The following is a 16,854-nucleotide window of genomic DNA, read 5'->3' on the forward strand; positions in this document are numbered from 1 at the left end:
AACTTAAAATTAGATTTTTATTTTTGGTAAATTAGATTGGTAGATAGAGAGTTTATCAGTTTATAGTATTGATTTAATGTAAATCAATACTATTTTTTGAGGTACTTGATTAAATAACACTAACTTATTGATTTTTAATTAAACATATTTATTGCTGGTAAAATAAATTTACTTTACAGCCATCAAAAAAACATTATAAAATAATAAATGCCCCTATTGGGTGTGGGCTGTTAGCTCAGTCGGTAGAGCAGTTGACTCTTAATCAATTGGTCGTGGGTTCGATCCCCCCACAGCCCACCATTAATTAACTGTAAAATCAAATAGTTAATAATGAATTGCAAAGTCATAAAAGATTTAATTTTAGTCAAGTGGCGATAAAATGGCGGTTGATTTTTAGCTTGATAATAAAAAATCTCAAGTTAATGAGATTTCGAACTAGGCTTATTAGATATGATTATGCTTTTATAGCATTTCGTCTTGCATTATGGCTGGTTGATAGCGGGATATTAACTTTAGGATCTGGGCAGGAACTCGGCACGATAGTTTCGCTCACTGATTGCATAGCCGTAAATGTGTGGCCGCAATAAATATTTGAACATTGATAATATTGTTTTCTGGTTAGGCTTGATAGTTCTTCACTTGAACGAATAGATGATTTAAATTTGCAATGTGGACATTTCATTAACGATAATCCTATTATGTTTAAGTGTAATTTAATTTAACTTAAAGTTATTTTTTGTCAACTAAAAGTTAATAAAACTAATATTTTATAACTTTATTTCCAACTCTATTGATGTGATATATCCCCCGGTTGCTGTTATTGAATGTGTGCAACGGGTGATTATCCACTCTGATGAATCAATCTCCTTCTTAAAACCCTGAACTTTAACTGGCATCTCTGGACATAAATCAGGGCGTCCCTCTGACAAAGTCATACTAAATTGGCATGCACCCCGTTGAAGTTTTTTCCATTGGTTGGTGGCTGCACGATGCGCATTCTGTTTACTTGCATAGGTATGGCGTAATACTTTTACATTTCCCTCAGCTCCAACTAATATGCTTTTATCATCTGAATTAGGACTACCACTCGCTGAGGAACTGATTGATGCTTTCTTATAATCTAGCCAATAAGCTTTTACGCCTGTATAAGCTTCTCTATCAGCAATTGAAAACGTATGCGTGTCGCCAGAGGATCGCGTAATAACCACACTGGGTAACGGTTCACCGCTAACAGTTTTGGATGCACCAGACAAGAATACGATCAACATGCCATTTTTTACTGTTGCAATCGCATCATAATCACTAAGTACTCGAGTTAAAAATGAGGCGTCAGACTCCTGTGTTTGGTCTGAATGTTCAATTTTCTGGTTAGTTAATTTATCAGTAATCTTATAATCAAGGTTATGACGTTTAGCAATTTGAGTAACAATCTCACCAATAGTAATATCATGGTAGCTTTGTGATCGCTTCACATTAAGTGACTCACGAAAATTAGCACTTTTACCTCGGATCGTTAATCGATCGGGTGGGCCCGTGTGTTCACATTCATCTACGACAAATCGGTTTTTAAAAATTAAACCTTGGTTATCATTCCAACCAAATGAAACGTTAAGCTCAATACCGCGTTTTGGCAGCGCTAATTTACCATCAGTATCCGATAATTCTAATGAGATCGTATCAGCTTCAAAGCCACTATTATCCGTTATTTCTAGCGAAATAAGCCGGTCATCAAAGTGGCTTGTAATGTCTTTATCGTTATACAGAATTTTAAAAATAGCTTTCTTCATAATATCTATAATAATTTTAATATATCTGCGCCAGGAATCACTGCCGGCGGATCAACTTTTCTTAGTGAAAATGTAAACTCAATCTTTCTGGCTGCGCCATCAAAAAAAAATTCTTCTTTGTCAGTTTGAATTGATTCATTTATATAAAACCCGAGTAATATTCCTGAGCCATTAATCAGCGGCCAGGCAATACCTAAATCGGACTGACGGCGGTATAACTCAAGACTAACCCGGCCGCCGGTAAGTTCTGGATATAGGACGCCACTTAAGGTTATTTTTTCCTCGCCAATACCAACAAACTGTACCGCTGGGCGTTCTGCAAACCGGTCGTTGGTTGGATAACGATATTGCACACTTTCACTCATTTTCTGAAAGGGGATGCTTTTTAGTTCAAAAGCAAACATGCCGTAGATCATTAACATTAGTCGATATCCCTGTAACTATTGCGAAAATTATTATGCTGGTTGCGTAAATGTCGGCTTACTTCTTGACTTACTTTTGCCGCAAGGTCTGTCTCGTTCATATTTGGCGCGGCATTAATTGTGATGTAAATTTGTGGCGCATCACTAACAGGCGCCACACTAAACTGGCCTGAAGTAATTGGTGATCTATCATCTACCTTTAAATTAGCAAACTGTTTATCCGCTATTTGGCCAGATAATGAATCAATTGATTTTAAGGCTTTATTTCTATTTTTATCAATACCCAGACGATAACCTTCCACAGTAAAACCACCATATTCGGCAAATACGCGAGATGGGGAGTGTATGCCTAATGCGTTTTTAAACCACCCAGTTACGCTATCGGTCAAATCTGAAATAGTACTTTTAAGATCGTTCCATTTATTTTGAATACCGCCCATTAAACCATCAACAAGGTTGCCGCCTAAATTGGTGAATATTCCAGTAATGCCACCATCACCCGTGAATAAATTACCTATTGCAGTGGGTAGGTTGGCAAGTTTTTCCGGAATGGAGCTAAAGAATTCAATGAGTTCTTTCACTTTATCAATTAACCAGGTTATTAAATCGAATGGTAATTTAATCGCCATTGCGAGTGCTTCACCAAATTGAACACCTGCAGATTTAGCACTTTCGAATTCTTCACTGGTGAGCTTAACTGGTTCAAATAAATTACTAAACCAATTGATCACGGAACCTATTGCATCACCAATAGCATTGAATATGGGCGCTAATGGTTCAAAAAGTTGAATAATTGGTTCAAACGCTGTTTTCACTGGTGCCATTGCCCGAGTAAAGCCTTCCCAAACACCGATAAAAAAAGCTTTAATCGGTTCCCAGTATTTATAAATAAGTAACGCCGCAACCGCTATCGCAGTCACTATTAAGCCAATTGGTGAGGTTAAAAACAGTCTTCCTACAAATGTGAATACTGAACCTAAAGTTTTAATCGCAGTAGATAGAATAGATAATGGCGAGGTAGCGAATTTTATGATCAGTGAACCCAGCGAGCCAAATGTTTTGCCTAGTAAACTATTTTTTATAGCTAATGAACCCACTGATAAACCCAAACGAGATAAAATAAATTTGGTCATAAGCATAGGACCAAAGATGCTCATTAATGCAAGTGATAAAGCGCCAAATATTGTTGTAAGTGTTACCAGTCCGGCTCCGAGCATTACAATGCCTTTACTTACTGCAGGATGACGTTTTAAGAACTCACCGAATTGATGAAGAAAACCAGTAAAACCTTGAATAGCCTTACGTAACCAAACATTATTTTTTTCGAATAATTCAACACTGATATTTTCATAAGCAGCATGGAGCATGGTCATGTCGCCTTTGAGGTTATCAAGTTTTAATTGCGCAACACGGTGTGCCTCACCATCATATTCGCCTTTTTCGCCGCGCATTTTTCTAAGCTCACCGGTTGAACTTTGCGAGAGGAGTATTTCAAATCCGGTTAAACCGATTTGCCCAGCAATTTTTTTATTAATCGCCGCACGATCAACATTACCCATATGTTTAGTGGCGTTGGCTATTTCAGCAAGAATATCCACTAAATCGCGCATGTTGCCACTTTTGTCCTTGGTTTTTACGCCCAATTTTGCAACGGCTTCCGATGTGCCTATACGGGTTAATATCTGTCTTAGTGTTGTACCCGCTTGGCTGCCCTGAATACCAGCATTACCCATCATGGCTGTTGTGGCTGAAATAGTTTCCAAACTTTGCCCAAATGCTGCGCCGATTCCCGCACTGTATTTTAAGGATTCACCGAGCATCGGGATATCAACATTATTACGCGTAAACATTGCGGTTAAAACATCGGCAACATGGTCCATTTTTTCTGCAGGAATACCCATGGCCATTTGAATATTAGATGCAATATCAGCGGTGGTGCCTAAATCGATATCACCAGCAGAAGCCAAATCAAGCATACCTGGCATGGCTTTTAATATTTGATCGGCGTTATAACCTGTTCGTCCTAAAAAATATTGACCGGCAGCTACTTCGCTATCAGTAAATTTAGACGTTAACGGCAAAGTCCTTGCTTGATGACGTAGCGCAAGCATACGAGGATCATCTTTATCTGCAATACGCGTTACCGCTTGGGTTGAGCTCATACTAGCGTCAAATTCATATCCTACACCTAATAAATTCTTCATACCGCGCGAAATGGTGCGCCCGGTGGATAATGCGCCGTAGCCAACCCCGCCCATTACAGCAATACGCTGCATCCCTTTATCATAATTAGCACGAATTTGATGGGATTTTTTCATCTGTTCATTAAGACGAGCAAGTTGAGCTTTCTGCTGCTCGATACTTTTAGTGGTATTACTAATTTGAGATCGTAATGTGGTTTGATGCTGGGCTAAATTTTTGGTTTTAATACCGGACTTAGCTAATTCGTCACGCTGTTTTTGAGTGGCGGTAAGTAGCTCGTTGAACTTATCTTTGAGTTGCGCCGCTTTTTGTTTGGCTTTTTCGAAATCATCAGCCATTTTTTTAGTAGGTGATGATGATTGCGCTAATGCCTGAGCTAATGATTTAACTCTGTTTCTGGTGAGTTCCAGTTCGGTACCGATTTTTTGCGTATTATTTTTTAATTGCGTAAAACCGGATAAGCTTTTTTGTGTCTGATTCAGGCTTTTTAATTCAGATTTAGCCTTGACTAGTTGTTCTGATAAAAGTTTAGTACTTTTGGTCGTTTGGTTCAGCGGGCGACTTGCTTTATCAACTCCACTAAGAATAATTTTAGCTTCAAGTTTACTCATCGCTCGCTGCTCCGCTACGAATTCTGGCTTGTTCTCGCCAGTGCATTAATTCAGAAAGGGTTAATTTATTTAGTACATCAAGCGACCAGTGAAAGATGGCCGCGATATCTGCTTGCGCATTTTCTACTCGCTCGGGGATTCCTCGCTCACACTGTTTGATGTCGGTTTCAAAAAATCACTTATTTCAACCACAAACTGCGTTAAATCAGACAGGTCCATTTGGTATACGTCTTGTTCTGATAGGGTAGGTGTTGAGATACGAGGTAAAACTTTCGCTAGTGAATCAATATCCGCATCAACAAAATTAAGCAATTTAACTCCGCGAAGGTCGCCGGTCACAGGCTTACGAACGGTCACTTTTGTGATTTCATTTTTACCGCTTACAATTGGGGTGGATAATTTAATCTCTTTTAAACTTGTCATTGTATCTATTCCTAATTAACAATCTGATAATGGCCTATTAATGGTTTAATAGACCGTGATAATTAATGTTATAAGCCGATAGCTTGGCGCGCTGATTCCAGTATGTCTTTACCATTGACCTTATAAACCATATTAATGATATCGATCTCAAGGACTTCCTCACCATCTACCGTGAGCTTGTAATAGACTGCTGCCATCGAATATTTAATTTGTGTGTTTTCGCCTTGCTTTTTCTCGCCCGAATCTTCATCCTTCAAGCGGCCGGTGACCTCTACCTCGTATTTTATATATTCTTCACTATCATCTTGCTGAAAAGCGCCGGCGAAACGTAAACTTGTGCTACTAATCGAACCACCCAGCTTTTTAGTGAGCGCGGGAACCAATCCGCCCATGGTAAATTCAAGTTCAAGCGCGTCGTCATCTAAACCTAAATTAATCTTTACCGCGCCGGGCATGCCAGCGCCGCGATAACTTTCCAGTTTTTGAGTTAATTTAGGTAAAGTGATCGATTCGGCCTCACCAATATAAGATGTGCCATCGATAAAGGTATTAAAATATTTCAGCTTTTTAGGTAATGCCATTGATAAAACTCCTAATTTGCCGCAACTGAATTAGCTAAATCAACTAAATAGCTGTCGGTAATGCGTTGGTTAAACATGAGATTTTCAAGCGGTGGCACGGGGGTATAGTCATAGTCTATTTTGAGTTTACCCTCTTTTAGTTGATCTGCGGTATTGACTGAGGCATCAAACCACGCTTTACCATCAACAATATAGCCATTTGATTTTAGTTCCCGGAATTTATTGTTAACGGATAAGATAATATCTTTAATGAGAGAGGCATGCATGGGTTTGTCAACAAAGTCAAACATTGCCTCAGCAATTGAATCCGCCAATACCTGCGCTGTTCTCGTATAGTTCTCAAACATGAAAAAGCCATCTTCAGTGCAGGTGCGAGATCCCCAGAAACGATAACCGCTACGGCATATTAATGTCGTTACTTCATTTTCATTCAGATAGTTTGCATCGGTGCTTTCAGCTTGTAGATCCCAATACACATCTTTATTAATTCCTGTAACTCCATTAACTGGGATATTTGATAAAGTTTTGTGCCAGCCGATTTGTTGATCAAGTTTGGCTCGCAGGCCAACCGCTCTGGCTGTCGCGTAAGATATTGCCTCTTTCGAGTCTACCGTATCAAAGCTGATAAAATCTGGCCAGATAACCATGACTTCACGCGCACCGAAGTTATTTCGATAAGTTACTGCATCCTCTTTAGTTTCAGCGCTAAAGGCGGAAACATAACAAAAGGCTCTTAGCTGTTGCGCAATAGAGATCAGCGCGGTAGCAACAGGTAATGAATCAAGACCTGGCGCGGCAAGAATGCGAGGTTTAATACTTAACTTAGTTTGAGCTGCGAGCAGCGCTTTCATTCCGGTATATTTACCGTCTGCAGTCGTGGTCCCAATAATATTGGCTTGAGTTTCGGCATCAGTTTCGCCTTCAGCCACTCTCACCGCGACAATAACAGGGGAGCATTGATCCGCAATTGCGTTTAATGTTTGCAGTAAAGTACCTTTCGTACCAGCGTTAGCAATAGCGCCGTAAACATTAGTAATAAGGACAGGGGTATCAAGAGGAAAAGAATCAGGGCTGGCATCACTGGCGGTACAGACAATGCCGATGACGGCGGTTGATACTGTACGAATAGTTTTGCTTCCTTGATTTATTTCGATAACTCTAACACCGTGATGATAATCAGCAGCCATTTAAAATCCTCAATATTTAACGATAGATTGAATTAAATAGTTGCATAGGATAAATAAAGAATGTAGGTGTTTAACTTGTAAAATGAATATTTACGGATAGAGAAAGTAGAGCCGGAGCTCTACTTGATTATTCAGGTTTTTCAGGCCAAGAGATTTCAAGATTATTGATATCAATACGTGTTAATTGAATACGATATTTTTTCCATGCCTTGAGTTGTTGATCTTCATCACTTTCTTGCATGTCAAAATCAATGATATCTTGGAGCACCGCTATTTTTTGATTAGCTTGATTTAATTCACTTTCTTTAATTTTATTATTTTGCAAAATGGTGTGATCAGTTTTTGCTTGTTGATTTTCCACAAATTTATTTAAGTTCTCATCAAAAACAGGAAAATCACAATCTGGAATGATGGTCGTCAAATGAGTTGGTAATTTCCCAAGGTCTTTCATCTCAGTCTGTTCGCCCGATTTTTTCATGAATAGATTAATATTCCGATAATCGTCTATCTGAATCCAGGAGCCATTATACTCGCAAGGCCAAAAACCTTGTTTAAACTCAGGTTTAATGCGGAGGGCGTTATTCGGTACCAGTGAATTTATATTCGCTTCTAGCGAGATGGTAAAGGGTCGCAAGGGATGATTTTCATCAAAATAATAATTCATATCAGACATAAATTAAACTCCTAAGTAGATTGCAGCGGTCATGCCGATGTTTAAGGAAACATTTTCGTTACCGGTTGGAACGACTGTGCTGGCATCAAAAACTATAGTTCTATTCCCCAAGTTAACAGCCGAATTAATTCTCACGCTACTATTGGCTATGGAGCTAAAAACACCGTTATCATTAGTGACGACAGAGAGTCCCGCGTCGCTATAAAATTTACCGATAATATTTCTGATCATATCGTTTTGGATTGTGCCCACTTGCCGGTCAATACCGTTAACCGCTCTGATCATAAAACCACGGCCATCCGAATAGAAAAAAGTAGGGAGATTTATTTGCTCTGATGATTCCGTTATACCCCAATCCAACTTAAAATTATCTGAAAGAGATTTGAGCGCGAGACCAACTGGGCTTGTAGTTGAATATTTATCACCATTAGCAAAATACCATCCAGCTGGAAGTTCAGCGGAGCGAAAGGGTAGAAAACGTATCTCGCCGACATAAACGCCGCTAGTAATATTATTTATCATGTTTTTTAATATATTTATTGCATTAGGCGTGGCGGCTTGATTTTCGGCATTGCTATCTATGGATGAGCTAAGCTGTACTTGTCCTTTAACCGTAGTTGAGGCATCCGTTTCCGCGATGGTTTTAGCTGTACTCGCTAAATCATAAGCTATTTTGACCGCCTTTGGTGTTGCGGCTTGATTTTCTGCGGTGCTATTGATAGCTGAATTTAATTGAACAAATCCTTTTTCAGATATTGACGCATCTGGATGATCGGTTGATTTTTCGTGTTCGGCAATCACGTTATCAACATATTTTCTGGTTGCAAGCACTGTTGATGCATCTATTTTTAATTCTACAGAGCTCGCATTATCAACAATAATAACCACGTTAATTATTTGAGTTCGGCCGCTCCCTTCCGAAAGTACTGGCTTATAAGAGGGCGGGCAATTACCGACAGCAATTAAATTGCCTTTATCGTCGAAAACACCGATTTCTCTAATATCCCAGCCACCCTCCTCAGGTGGGATCACCTGCTCAATAATAATTTGTTTAGGGTTTTGGGGATCAATATGGATTGAATTTATTGCGCCGCGCCGCTTTTCGTTTAACAGTGCGGTTTGCGTTACTGCAGGTTTTGGTAGTGTTCCATTGGCGTCACCAACTGCCATGTAACTGAATTTTACTTGAACGCCAAGTGCTGCCGCTTGTGCAAGTAAGGATGCGCCTAAATTGGTAACGACGGTATAATAGGTTTGCTGACTCATGGGTTAACCTCGATGGTATCAATAAAATAGCTGATAGCGTGATAATAACTACGTCCAGAGATACTAATGCTTTCCGGAACATAAGGATAAACTGTTACGGCATTGCCATCTAAAGTGATAGCGTGATTGTACATTTGACCTTGGGTTGCAATAACGATAGATAATCCTGTGATATGACGAGAATAGGCGCGCACATCGTCTATAATTCGTGTGAGTTCTCGATAGTCATCCTCGGTAATTCCCGTATTTAATATACCGATTTCAAGTGAAAAAGTACCGGGCTCTTGACCAGTATGAAACCATTCTTTAACACGAATAACATAGCCAAAGGGTTCGACAGCTTTTTTTATTGCTGAAATGGTTCCTTTAAATTTATGCGTTAAATAACTATCAACAATGACTTTGCGTTTAATCTGCTGAGGCCAGTTTTCATCCCATCGATCGACACTATATTGCCAGGCAAGAAAGGGTAAAAACTTAGCCGGGCAGCGTAGCGGGTCCCATAAAAAGCGTAAATCAACATTAAGTTGGATTTGACAGGTATTAGCCAGATTTTTTTCAAGTTTGGTTGCGGTTGGTGGTAGCAGCGTCTTATTACTCATCCTGCACCACCTCAATAACGCAACCGGTGCAGTAACTCGCTTGCTCTTTAGTGATAACGATATCTTGTTCAGGCTCTATAAGTTCTACGCGTTGCACTCCATCAACATGCAGCGCCGAAATAATCGCACTGCGATTAATATGTGCACCAATCAGATGTTTATGATTAATAAAATCAGCCAATTTGGCCAGTGCTGCTGATTTGATCGGTTCAGCTTCAGGATAAGGATCTAGATAGATATTTGCCCTAATCTGATAATTAATAATTTCTGCCGATTGTACAGTAACGCGATCTGCAATCGGGCGACGCTGCTCATCATTTAAGGATAGTGCAACGAGATTAATTAAATCATCAGGCGCAGTACCATCACCGTCACGAGATAAGATCACTACGGTGACATAACAGGGTTTTGGGCTCAATACCTCGGCATCTAGTACGCGACCGTCTGCACTTTTCGCATAAAATCGATATGCACCACGCGGGCCAGCGACAGATAGGCCTTCGAACGCATCGGGCGTACGCTTTCGTAAATCTAGATCGGATTCTAAAATCTGTTCAATAGGAGGCGTGATACTGTCATCTGCTGATTGTACAACTAGACGTTTTACGTTAAAGATAGCACTCAAATTATCCAGATCATTACCATTCGCATAAGCAATCATAACTGCTAGCGCTGCCTCATTAATACGCTGCCGTAAAATGAGCTCCTGATAGCTTGATTCTTGTAATAATTTGACAATAGGCTCACTCTCCAAAGTGAGGGTTTTAATTAATTCCGGTTGCTGATCGGTAGGGTATAGCGCAATAAATTTTGCTTTGCGATCGGCAAAGATAGTTTCAAAATCAAGATCATCGATAATTTTGGGGGGCGGTAAAGTCGATAAATCAATAATTGCCATTAGCGCACCTCTATTTCAGTAGTTACTTTTTGATTGGGTTGTACTGCCAAGTAATACGTAAGTTCCAGCGTTAAAATCTCTTTATTGATATGAAATTTCATTGAGTCGATTCTAATCCTTGGTTCCCACTGAGTTAATGCCATGACGGTAGCTGACATAATTTTTAATTGGGCGGCTCTCTGATTTGGGTGGTCGATTAAAAAGAAGAGCAGTGAACCGTAATCACGGCGTTCTAATCGAGAACCGATTGGCGTTAAGATGATATCTTTAATTGACTGCTTAATGTGTTCAGCATCACTTAGTTTTCTACCTGTTTCACTGCTCATACCTAAATAAGTCATTGAGGGCCACCTGTGGAATCACTGCCCGTTTGAACATCACTATGAGTATGCTTGTTAAGTACAATGCCATTCGTTGATAAATTACCGCCTTTATGCTCAACATTCCCGGTAATAACACCTGTAGTACTTTCACCACCGCCACCGGTTGCACCAAATGATTGAAAGGTAATATGATTGCTACATTCAACCAAAGGTGCATTAAGGCTAATTTTAGCGCCTGCTTTAGCAGTAATACTGGTTTTAGCATTAATAAACGCAGTATTAATACCGGAAATATTTAGCGTACTGCTATTGGGATCGTATGAAAAAATTGCGCCATCAGGTAATTTAAAAGTCATCTTATTGTCGTATTCGAATGTCGCTTTATCAGCAAACTCGATAAATAGACCGTCGTCACTGTTAGATGGTGCAGGAAAAGCGTTTGAATAAATGCTGGGCAATACAATCGCAAGTTGTAACTCTCCGCCGGGGCTTAATAATAAAACCTGTTCACCAATACTTGGGCGCCACCAGGTACGATTTTTACCAGCTCGATAGGTTAACCATGGTAACCATGTAGTTAAATTCTCACCGGTACGAACTTTTACCCGATCGCCACTAGACTCTTCAATAATGCCTTGGCGGATCAAGTTATCTAATTTTCTTAATATGTCGATTAAATCGGCTGGATGATATGATTTCATATTCATATCTTTAAGATTGCAGAGATAAAAGGGAAGCGCGGCAATTTGTAACAATCATTTTTACAAGTTGCGGGCAAGGTGGCTTAATGTCAACTGCTCAACCATCATTAAATCAGCATTATTAATACCCAGAAGCTGGCGTTTAGGGTAGATGGTATCTACATGGTCGTTGACTCTGTCTCTCAATCCAAAATGGTGGGCCTTAGCAATTCGGCTTACTGCATCGATGAAAGAAACGCTGGCACTATTAGCATTAGCGTTAATTTTTAGATATTTAGTGGTACGAATTTTAGAAAACATTTTGCGGCGAATATGGCCTTTTTTGGCTCGTAATCGCTGTTTTTTTCTCGGTATAAACGAAGCGCCGTCAGGGTCAACTTGAGCGACAATCCGTTTACGGTTATGTTCCCGAATTTTTTTTGCAATCTCACGGGCTAACTTGGTACGATTTTCGGGTTTTAACTGGGTTAATATACCATCAGCATATTGATGATATTGGGTTAATACATCTGACATATTTCTTTAGCCCATTGCGGGATCATGTATTCTGGTGGATTATCACTGACATGCTTATATTCCAAACCGTTGGCCCCCATTTGTACAATAACCCTCTCAGATAAGGATAAGGTTATACCAATATCGTAGCTTTTGTTATTGAGATGTTCGATATCTAATTTTATTGCCTCTGCTCTAAGTTCTGGATTCCCCATATATTCTTGTTGATGAACATACATCCAGGCAATAACCGGTACCATTAAACTGTCAATCGACTCACCATAATCGAGCAATACAATATTGAGTTTGTATTGATATTCGTAACTAAGGCTTTTAGCGGCGGTGGCAATAATATTGCCATCTTCGATAAAAATGTGAAGTTTATCGGGGTCAGTCTTAATAAATAAACTGCTTTGTTCCAACAATTTACGGAGCTGTTCTGGTTTTTTCATTTTGGTTATCCTGACAATCAGCAATCATATCGACTTGAGCGGCGCAAAATAGCCACGCTTTTTTAAGTGCATTGTAATCATTTAATAGCGACTGATTATTGGTAAGATTATTGCCCGGAATTGTGCAGCGACTTACTAGCGGACAAGAATCGTTTATAATCTCGGCTGTTGTTAATGGTACCTGATCGACTGTACAAGCGGATAACATCAGCAGGTAAAGCGGTGTCAGCCCATAGTTTAAGATCTTTATCATCATTTTTTAGCCTTTCTAATTCTATTTCGTTACCATTAACCAACTCTATTGACTGTTGCAACTGCTTTTGCAGCTGTGTTAATGCTAACTGGTTATTTTTATTTTGTTGTGTCAAATTAGTGATCAAACTATCACGATTTTTGATAACTAATTCTAATTGTGTGATTTTAATGAGTCGTTGCTGATTTTCAGCCTGGATGCCCACAATATAGCGCCAGATAACAAGCAAAATAATGGCTAACACACCAGATAACCAATATTTATTAATGAGCATTTTTAATAGCGTCATACGCTTCCTCTATCTTTTCATCGTATCGGTTTTTTTTGTAGGCCGGACCATTATATAAACGGGCAAATGTGGCAAAATCTTCTTGTTTTAAGGCTGCGATCATTTTGATATTACCTGGTAGTGATATAAACCGGATGAACGCTTCAGTTTGTTCTATTTCACTCTTTGACATCGCTAACTCAAATTGTTGTGGGGATGAATAGCCAAGTGCTTGCCAGTGAAATCCCATGATCTGAAATAGCCCGAAACTTGCAGACTCTATCGCACATGATTCATTAATCTGTTTTGCCATTTGTAAGCGATAATTTTCGCGCTGACCGCCTAGATATCCGCCGGGCGTTTTATTTATCAAAGTTGGATATTGGTTAGTGAGCTGGTCGACATTGAATCCCTGTTTTTTTAATTGTTTATAAAAAATATGTCTTTCGAATAAAATGGTCGGTTTTCCATCGGCAATAAATCCTTTGGTGTTAGCCTCGACTTTAGCGACGGCCAACAATATGAAATAATTAATACCTAATTTTTCTGCGCATTCCTTTAAATAATCGATTATTTTATCCATTGATTAACTCCTTTCTTATGGTGTTTGCTATGTTTATGTGTATCAAAAAGGACATAGATAGTTTGTGATACATTGCCTTTCGTTTTTAACATGCAAACAAAGAACAGTAGATTGATGACAACTTGCGCGGCCTGAGCGTGAAATGGTTGATTAAATAGTGTTAGTATCGCAACAGCACCACTAGCACAAATTAAGCCCCAAGCAATAAATGAGTAGTAAACTTTATATTTTGCGGCATTTCGTCTAAACATAAATAAACGAATAACGATAGCTAAGCAGATTATGGCATTTAGTGTGAGCATCAGATTTTTCCCCTTATGAGTTTGATTAAAGAGGCCAGATCCTGATCAATAATTAGTAGTAATAATTGTGTTATAAGAACCGAAACCACTAGTGCTCCCAAGCTATTGGGTACCGTGATCGAGTCTGGCGCAAAGTTACTGATTACGCTCGCCATAAAATCAGCAAATAAGATACCAATTAAGAATGACGCAAAAAATAAAAGGACACTTTTAAATCGGCTTATTTCCCTTTTTTTGATAATTAATACAGTGGCACCACAGAGCGCACCGAGTACGACATTGGCGTCAAGATTGGGAAATAAGGCACTAATTGAAAAGGCGCTAATTAATGCTGTTGTCGTTGTCGTAGTTGTCGGTTCTGCCATTATTTTAGTCCCATAAATTGATTTGATGCTTTTGTGGTTCCGTTACAGTTTCAGGGACGATGATCCTTGTCCCCATGGGCAATTGTGCTGATAATTCACAGAGACCAGGATTTAAATGATAAATTTGCTCAACAATCCCTTTCGTTTTGCCATAGAGGCGGTAGGCAATGGCATCAACTGTTTCGTTTTGTAGTGCAAAGACAATCATTTAGAGAAGTTCCATCGTTGAATGGGATTTCCCTAAAATATCCCGTATCGAATATCTGGCATCACGATACAGATCGCCGGCACTTTGTAATTCTGGTTCAATTTGCTTGGTTGCTTTCGCTGTTGCATCAAAGTTAAGGTAGCGATCGTTTAGTAAAGCGTTAGCCTGGCAATAAACTGCATTTTTGTAATAATGAACAAATTTATATTCATCATTAATCATTTCATCTGATACTTGCTCGATTGAGGTGTAACCTTTATCCTGCTGCTCAAATCGCCATGTCACTAACTCATCATTAACAGCAATAATAGCCGCAATAATGGCTTTTTTTAGTCTGACGGTAGTCACCGTACCATCTAACCGCTGCGCTTCTCTCACATCTTTAACGCTGATATGGGGGAAAAATGAGATATTCGTTATCTCGAGATCTTCATCTTCTTTGGGTTGAGAAATAGCAATAAAATCACTCATATCAATCCTTATTAGTCAGCGGTGAACGGGGGCCTTTATATACTAAAAGTATTTATCGCCCCCGTGCCGCTGAGGTGTGAGGGTTCACTCGGTTAAGATTTATCTATCTCTAGCGTTTTTTCTAAGGTTTTAATTAAGCCTTTTACACCGCTATTTTCATCCAGTTCAAGAGCGCGCTTTAGATAGCTCAAAGCTTGTTCTGGTTGATTATCCTTTAAGACTAACCCAATTGCTTTACTGAGTTTGGCGCGGACTTCATCGAACATATCTTTATCATTAACTAGTTCAGCAAACTTGAATAAAATATCGACATTAACCTCTTGTTTATTACTGAGTTGAGTCAACGTGGTATTGGCTAACTCTTCGGCAATTAATGCGGCAGTTTGTCGTTTATATTCGTCAGGTGTGATCCAATTGTGTTTAATCGCATGCTCTGCCAGTGGATAGGCTAGCTCAAACTGTTTTGTATCAATCATCCACACCATAAGCCGCATAAATACGTCATCTTGTTGCGCGTTATCCGCTTTTAGCACACCGTCGATCCAGTCGAGATATTCTGGAATTAATATCTTTTTAAGCTCAATTTTAGCTTCTTTAGATTGGAATTTTTTAAGACGAATACGATCGCTATTTAATTTTGCAAGCATCATTTCGTAAGCGTTAGTTGCTTTAACATTTTGGGTATTACGCTGTAATCCAGCGTAATGTTTTTTTAGAAATTGTTGTGCTGGTGATACCATAATGCCCTCATTAAGCGTGAATAATATTTTCAATCAGGCAGCCTGCATCGTAGCGCTCAATCACAAATGCTTCATTAGCTGATTGATAATCTTCGATGCGGTCACGTTTTGGGTTGTCAACAATATGGCGGCGCGCTGTGCCATTTTGAATATAAATCGCTAAGTTACTAAATGAAGTAATTAGCATTGCCCCTTTAGGAAAGTAAGGGACTCGATAAGCCGGCAGTTCACCAATTGATTTTTTAGCAAGTAATAACTGACCGGCGACTTTGTCGGTATTTTTATCAGCATCATTAATAATCGGAAAGTACTTATCAAATAGCAAACCACGACCACATAACACAACCAAATCTGTGCTATCGGCATAAACTGGATCAATGAGTGTTTCGACTGCATCGTAGACCAGAGCATCAATGTTTTTATAATCGCCGTCCGTACCAAGAATAATTTTGCCTGGTGTTTTAGTCCCTTCAAACATAACTCGCTCTGGTGCGTCCTCTCGATATTTTTGCAACCAGCCTTTGTTAACATCTTGTAGTAATGGGTTAGTGATACGATTTGAAGTGGACGCACGACTGGTACCATTAAAGCCAATCATAATACGATCAAGCGCTTTTTGGCGGGTGAGGGCATCACGTAGAATAGTCTGGAAATCCTTTTTATGGCGCCATGCATCTAATTTGGCGTAGCGAATAGAGGTGTCATAATTGGTCTGTTCACAGCGATAACGATATTTATTTAAATCAGAGATATCGACCGCATCGCGATCTTTTTCTGTTGTATCCGTTGTGCCGGCCGTGGTACCTGAAACACCAACGCCAACCTTTTCGCCTTCTTGAGCATCAACATATTCAAAATTGATTTTATTTAATAAATCAGATGATTGCTGTGTGCGTTTTTCTAACGTTTGCTGCACTTCTGGTGCAACAGCGAAACTTTCGCTGGCATTGTCGATGCCGTTTAATTGGGCAATTCGCTGTTTGAATCCGTTAAATAACTTTCTGGTTTCATTTTTCATTATTTCGCTTCCTATAAAAATGG

23 protein-coding genes and 1 tRNA gene are annotated in these 16,854 nt (G+C 39.3%); 1 reads left to right on the forward strand and 23 read right to left on the reverse strand.

What is annotated here, in order from left to right; genetic code table 11:
* The first annotated feature begins 224 nt into the window (after positions 1-224).
* A tRNA-Lys gene (locus RHO15_05775) sits at positions 225-300 on the forward strand.
* 467 nt (positions 301-767) lie between these two features.
* On the opposite strand, the gene RHO15_05780 is transcribed toward RHO15_05775, so the two are convergent.
* From RHO15_05780 to RHO15_05890, 23 genes are all read right to left on the reverse strand, one after another.
* Complete coding sequence (locus RHO15_05780; GenBank protein WVD62991.1) at positions 768-1,787, reverse strand: phage late control D family protein; 1,020 nt, start codon at positions 1,785-1,787, stop codon at positions 768-770.
* Positions 1,788-1,792: 5 nt separating this feature from the next.
* Positions 1,793-2,209 (reverse strand): phage tail protein, encoded by a 417-nt coding sequence (locus RHO15_05785; protein WVD62992.1) that lies wholly within the window; start codon positions 2,207-2,209, stop codon positions 1,793-1,795.
* Entirely contained in the window at positions 2,209-5,022 is a 2,814-nt protein-coding gene (locus tag RHO15_05790; protein WVD62993.1) for a phage tail tape measure protein, read from the reverse strand. The genes RHO15_05785 and RHO15_05790 overlap by 1 nt, the downstream gene beginning before the upstream one ends.
* Positions 5,015-5,182 carry a GpE family phage tail protein gene (locus RHO15_05795; GenBank protein WVD64978.1) on the reverse strand — a complete coding sequence of 56 codons (168 nt, stop codon included), beginning with the start codon at positions 5,180-5,182 and terminating at the stop codon, positions 5,015-5,017. Before RHO15_05795 ends, RHO15_05790 begins: the two co-directional genes overlap by 8 nt.
* The gene (locus RHO15_05800) at positions 5,146-5,445 is read right to left on the reverse strand and encodes a phage tail assembly protein (protein ID WVD62994.1); all 300 of its coding nucleotides are present in this window, start codon (positions 5,443-5,445) and stop codon (positions 5,146-5,148) included. Before RHO15_05800 ends, RHO15_05795 begins: the two co-directional genes overlap by 37 nt.
* A gap of 68 nt (positions 5,446-5,513) precedes the next feature.
* Positions 5,514-6,026, reverse strand: coding sequence for a phage major tail tube protein (locus RHO15_05805; protein ID WVD62995.1), 513 nt, complete (start codon positions 6,024-6,026; stop codon positions 5,514-5,516).
* Positions 6,027-6,037: 11 nt separating this feature from the next.
* Positions 6,038-7,213: a phage tail sheath protein gene (locus tag RHO15_05810; GenBank protein WVD62996.1), complete on the reverse strand. Its 1,176-nt coding sequence runs from the start codon at positions 7,211-7,213 to the stop codon at positions 6,038-6,040.
* Between the two features lie 127 nt (positions 7,214-7,340).
* A complete protein-coding gene (locus RHO15_05815) occupies positions 7,341-7,886 on the reverse strand; it encodes a tail fiber assembly protein (protein WVD62997.1) in 546 nt (181 codons plus the stop codon).
* A gap of 3 nt (positions 7,887-7,889) precedes the next feature.
* Positions 7,890-9,152, reverse strand: a complete 1,263-nt coding sequence (locus RHO15_05820) for a phage tail protein (GenBank protein WVD62998.1) — start codon at positions 9,150-9,152, stop codon at positions 7,890-7,892.
* Positions 9,149-9,754 (reverse strand): phage tail protein I, encoded by a 606-nt coding sequence (locus RHO15_05825; GenBank protein WVD62999.1) that lies wholly within the window; start codon positions 9,752-9,754, stop codon positions 9,149-9,151. The genes RHO15_05820 and RHO15_05825 overlap by 4 nt, the downstream gene beginning before the upstream one ends.
* Positions 9,747-10,652 (reverse strand): baseplate J/gp47 family protein, encoded by a 906-nt coding sequence (locus tag RHO15_05830; protein WVD63000.1) that lies wholly within the window; start codon positions 10,650-10,652, stop codon positions 9,747-9,749. Before RHO15_05830 ends, RHO15_05825 begins: the two co-directional genes overlap by 8 nt.
* Positions 10,652-10,993, reverse strand: coding sequence for a GPW/gp25 family protein (locus RHO15_05835; GenBank protein WVD63001.1), 342 nt, complete (start codon positions 10,991-10,993; stop codon positions 10,652-10,654). Before RHO15_05835 ends, RHO15_05830 begins: the two co-directional genes overlap by 1 nt.
* Entirely contained in the window at positions 10,990-11,676 is a 687-nt protein-coding gene (locus tag RHO15_05840) for a phage baseplate assembly protein V (GenBank protein WVD63002.1), read from the reverse strand. The genes RHO15_05835 and RHO15_05840 overlap by 4 nt, the downstream gene beginning before the upstream one ends.
* Positions 11,677-11,736: 60 nt before the next feature.
* Positions 11,737-12,192, reverse strand: a complete 456-nt coding sequence (locus RHO15_05845; GenBank protein WVD63003.1) for a phage virion morphogenesis protein — start codon at positions 12,190-12,192, stop codon at positions 11,737-11,739.
* Entirely contained in the window at positions 12,177-12,623 is a 447-nt protein-coding gene (locus RHO15_05850) for a phage tail protein (protein ID WVD63004.1), read from the reverse strand. Before RHO15_05850 ends, RHO15_05845 begins: the two co-directional genes overlap by 16 nt.
* A gap of 107 nt (positions 12,624-12,730) precedes the next feature.
* Positions 12,731-13,165: a hypothetical protein gene (locus RHO15_05855; GenBank protein ID WVD63005.1), complete on the reverse strand. Its 435-nt coding sequence runs from the start codon at positions 13,163-13,165 to the stop codon at positions 12,731-12,733.
* Complete coding sequence (locus tag RHO15_05860) at positions 13,140-13,727, reverse strand: N-acetylmuramidase family protein (GenBank protein WVD63006.1); 588 nt, start codon at positions 13,725-13,727, stop codon at positions 13,140-13,142. The genes RHO15_05855 and RHO15_05860 overlap by 26 nt, the downstream gene beginning before the upstream one ends.
* Positions 13,715-14,029: a phage holin family protein gene (locus tag RHO15_05865; GenBank protein ID WVD63007.1), complete on the reverse strand. Its 315-nt coding sequence runs from the start codon at positions 14,027-14,029 to the stop codon at positions 13,715-13,717. The genes RHO15_05860 and RHO15_05865 overlap by 13 nt, the downstream gene beginning before the upstream one ends.
* The gene (locus RHO15_05870; protein WVD63008.1) at positions 14,029-14,394 is read right to left on the reverse strand and encodes a putative holin; all 366 of its coding nucleotides are present in this window, start codon (positions 14,392-14,394) and stop codon (positions 14,029-14,031) included. The genes RHO15_05865 and RHO15_05870 overlap by 1 nt, the downstream gene beginning before the upstream one ends.
* Positions 14,395-14,398: 4 nt before the next feature.
* Entirely contained in the window at positions 14,399-14,602 is a 204-nt protein-coding gene (locus tag RHO15_05875) for a tail protein X (GenBank protein WVD63009.1), read from the reverse strand.
* On the reverse strand, positions 14,603-15,073 hold the full coding sequence (locus RHO15_05880; protein ID WVD63010.1) for a head completion/stabilization protein: 471 nt from the start codon (positions 15,071-15,073) through the stop codon (positions 14,603-14,605). It abuts the gene before it with no gap.
* A 92-nt stretch (positions 15,074-15,165) separates the two neighbouring features.
* On the reverse strand, positions 15,166-15,846 hold the full coding sequence (gpM, locus tag RHO15_05885; GenBank protein WVD63011.1) for a phage terminase small subunit: 681 nt from the start codon (positions 15,844-15,846) through the stop codon (positions 15,166-15,168).
* On the reverse strand, positions 15,824-16,831 hold the full coding sequence (locus RHO15_05890) for a phage major capsid protein, P2 family (protein WVD63012.1): 1,008 nt from the start codon (positions 16,829-16,831) through the stop codon (positions 15,824-15,826). The genes gpM and RHO15_05890 overlap by 23 nt, the downstream gene beginning before the upstream one ends.
* Between the last annotated feature and the right edge of the window lie 23 nt (positions 16,832-16,854).

Source organism: Orbaceae bacterium lpD01 (assembly GCA_036251705.1).
GTDB classification, from domain to species: Bacteria; Pseudomonadota; Gammaproteobacteria; order Enterobacterales; family Orbaceae; genus Utexia; species Utexia brackfieldae.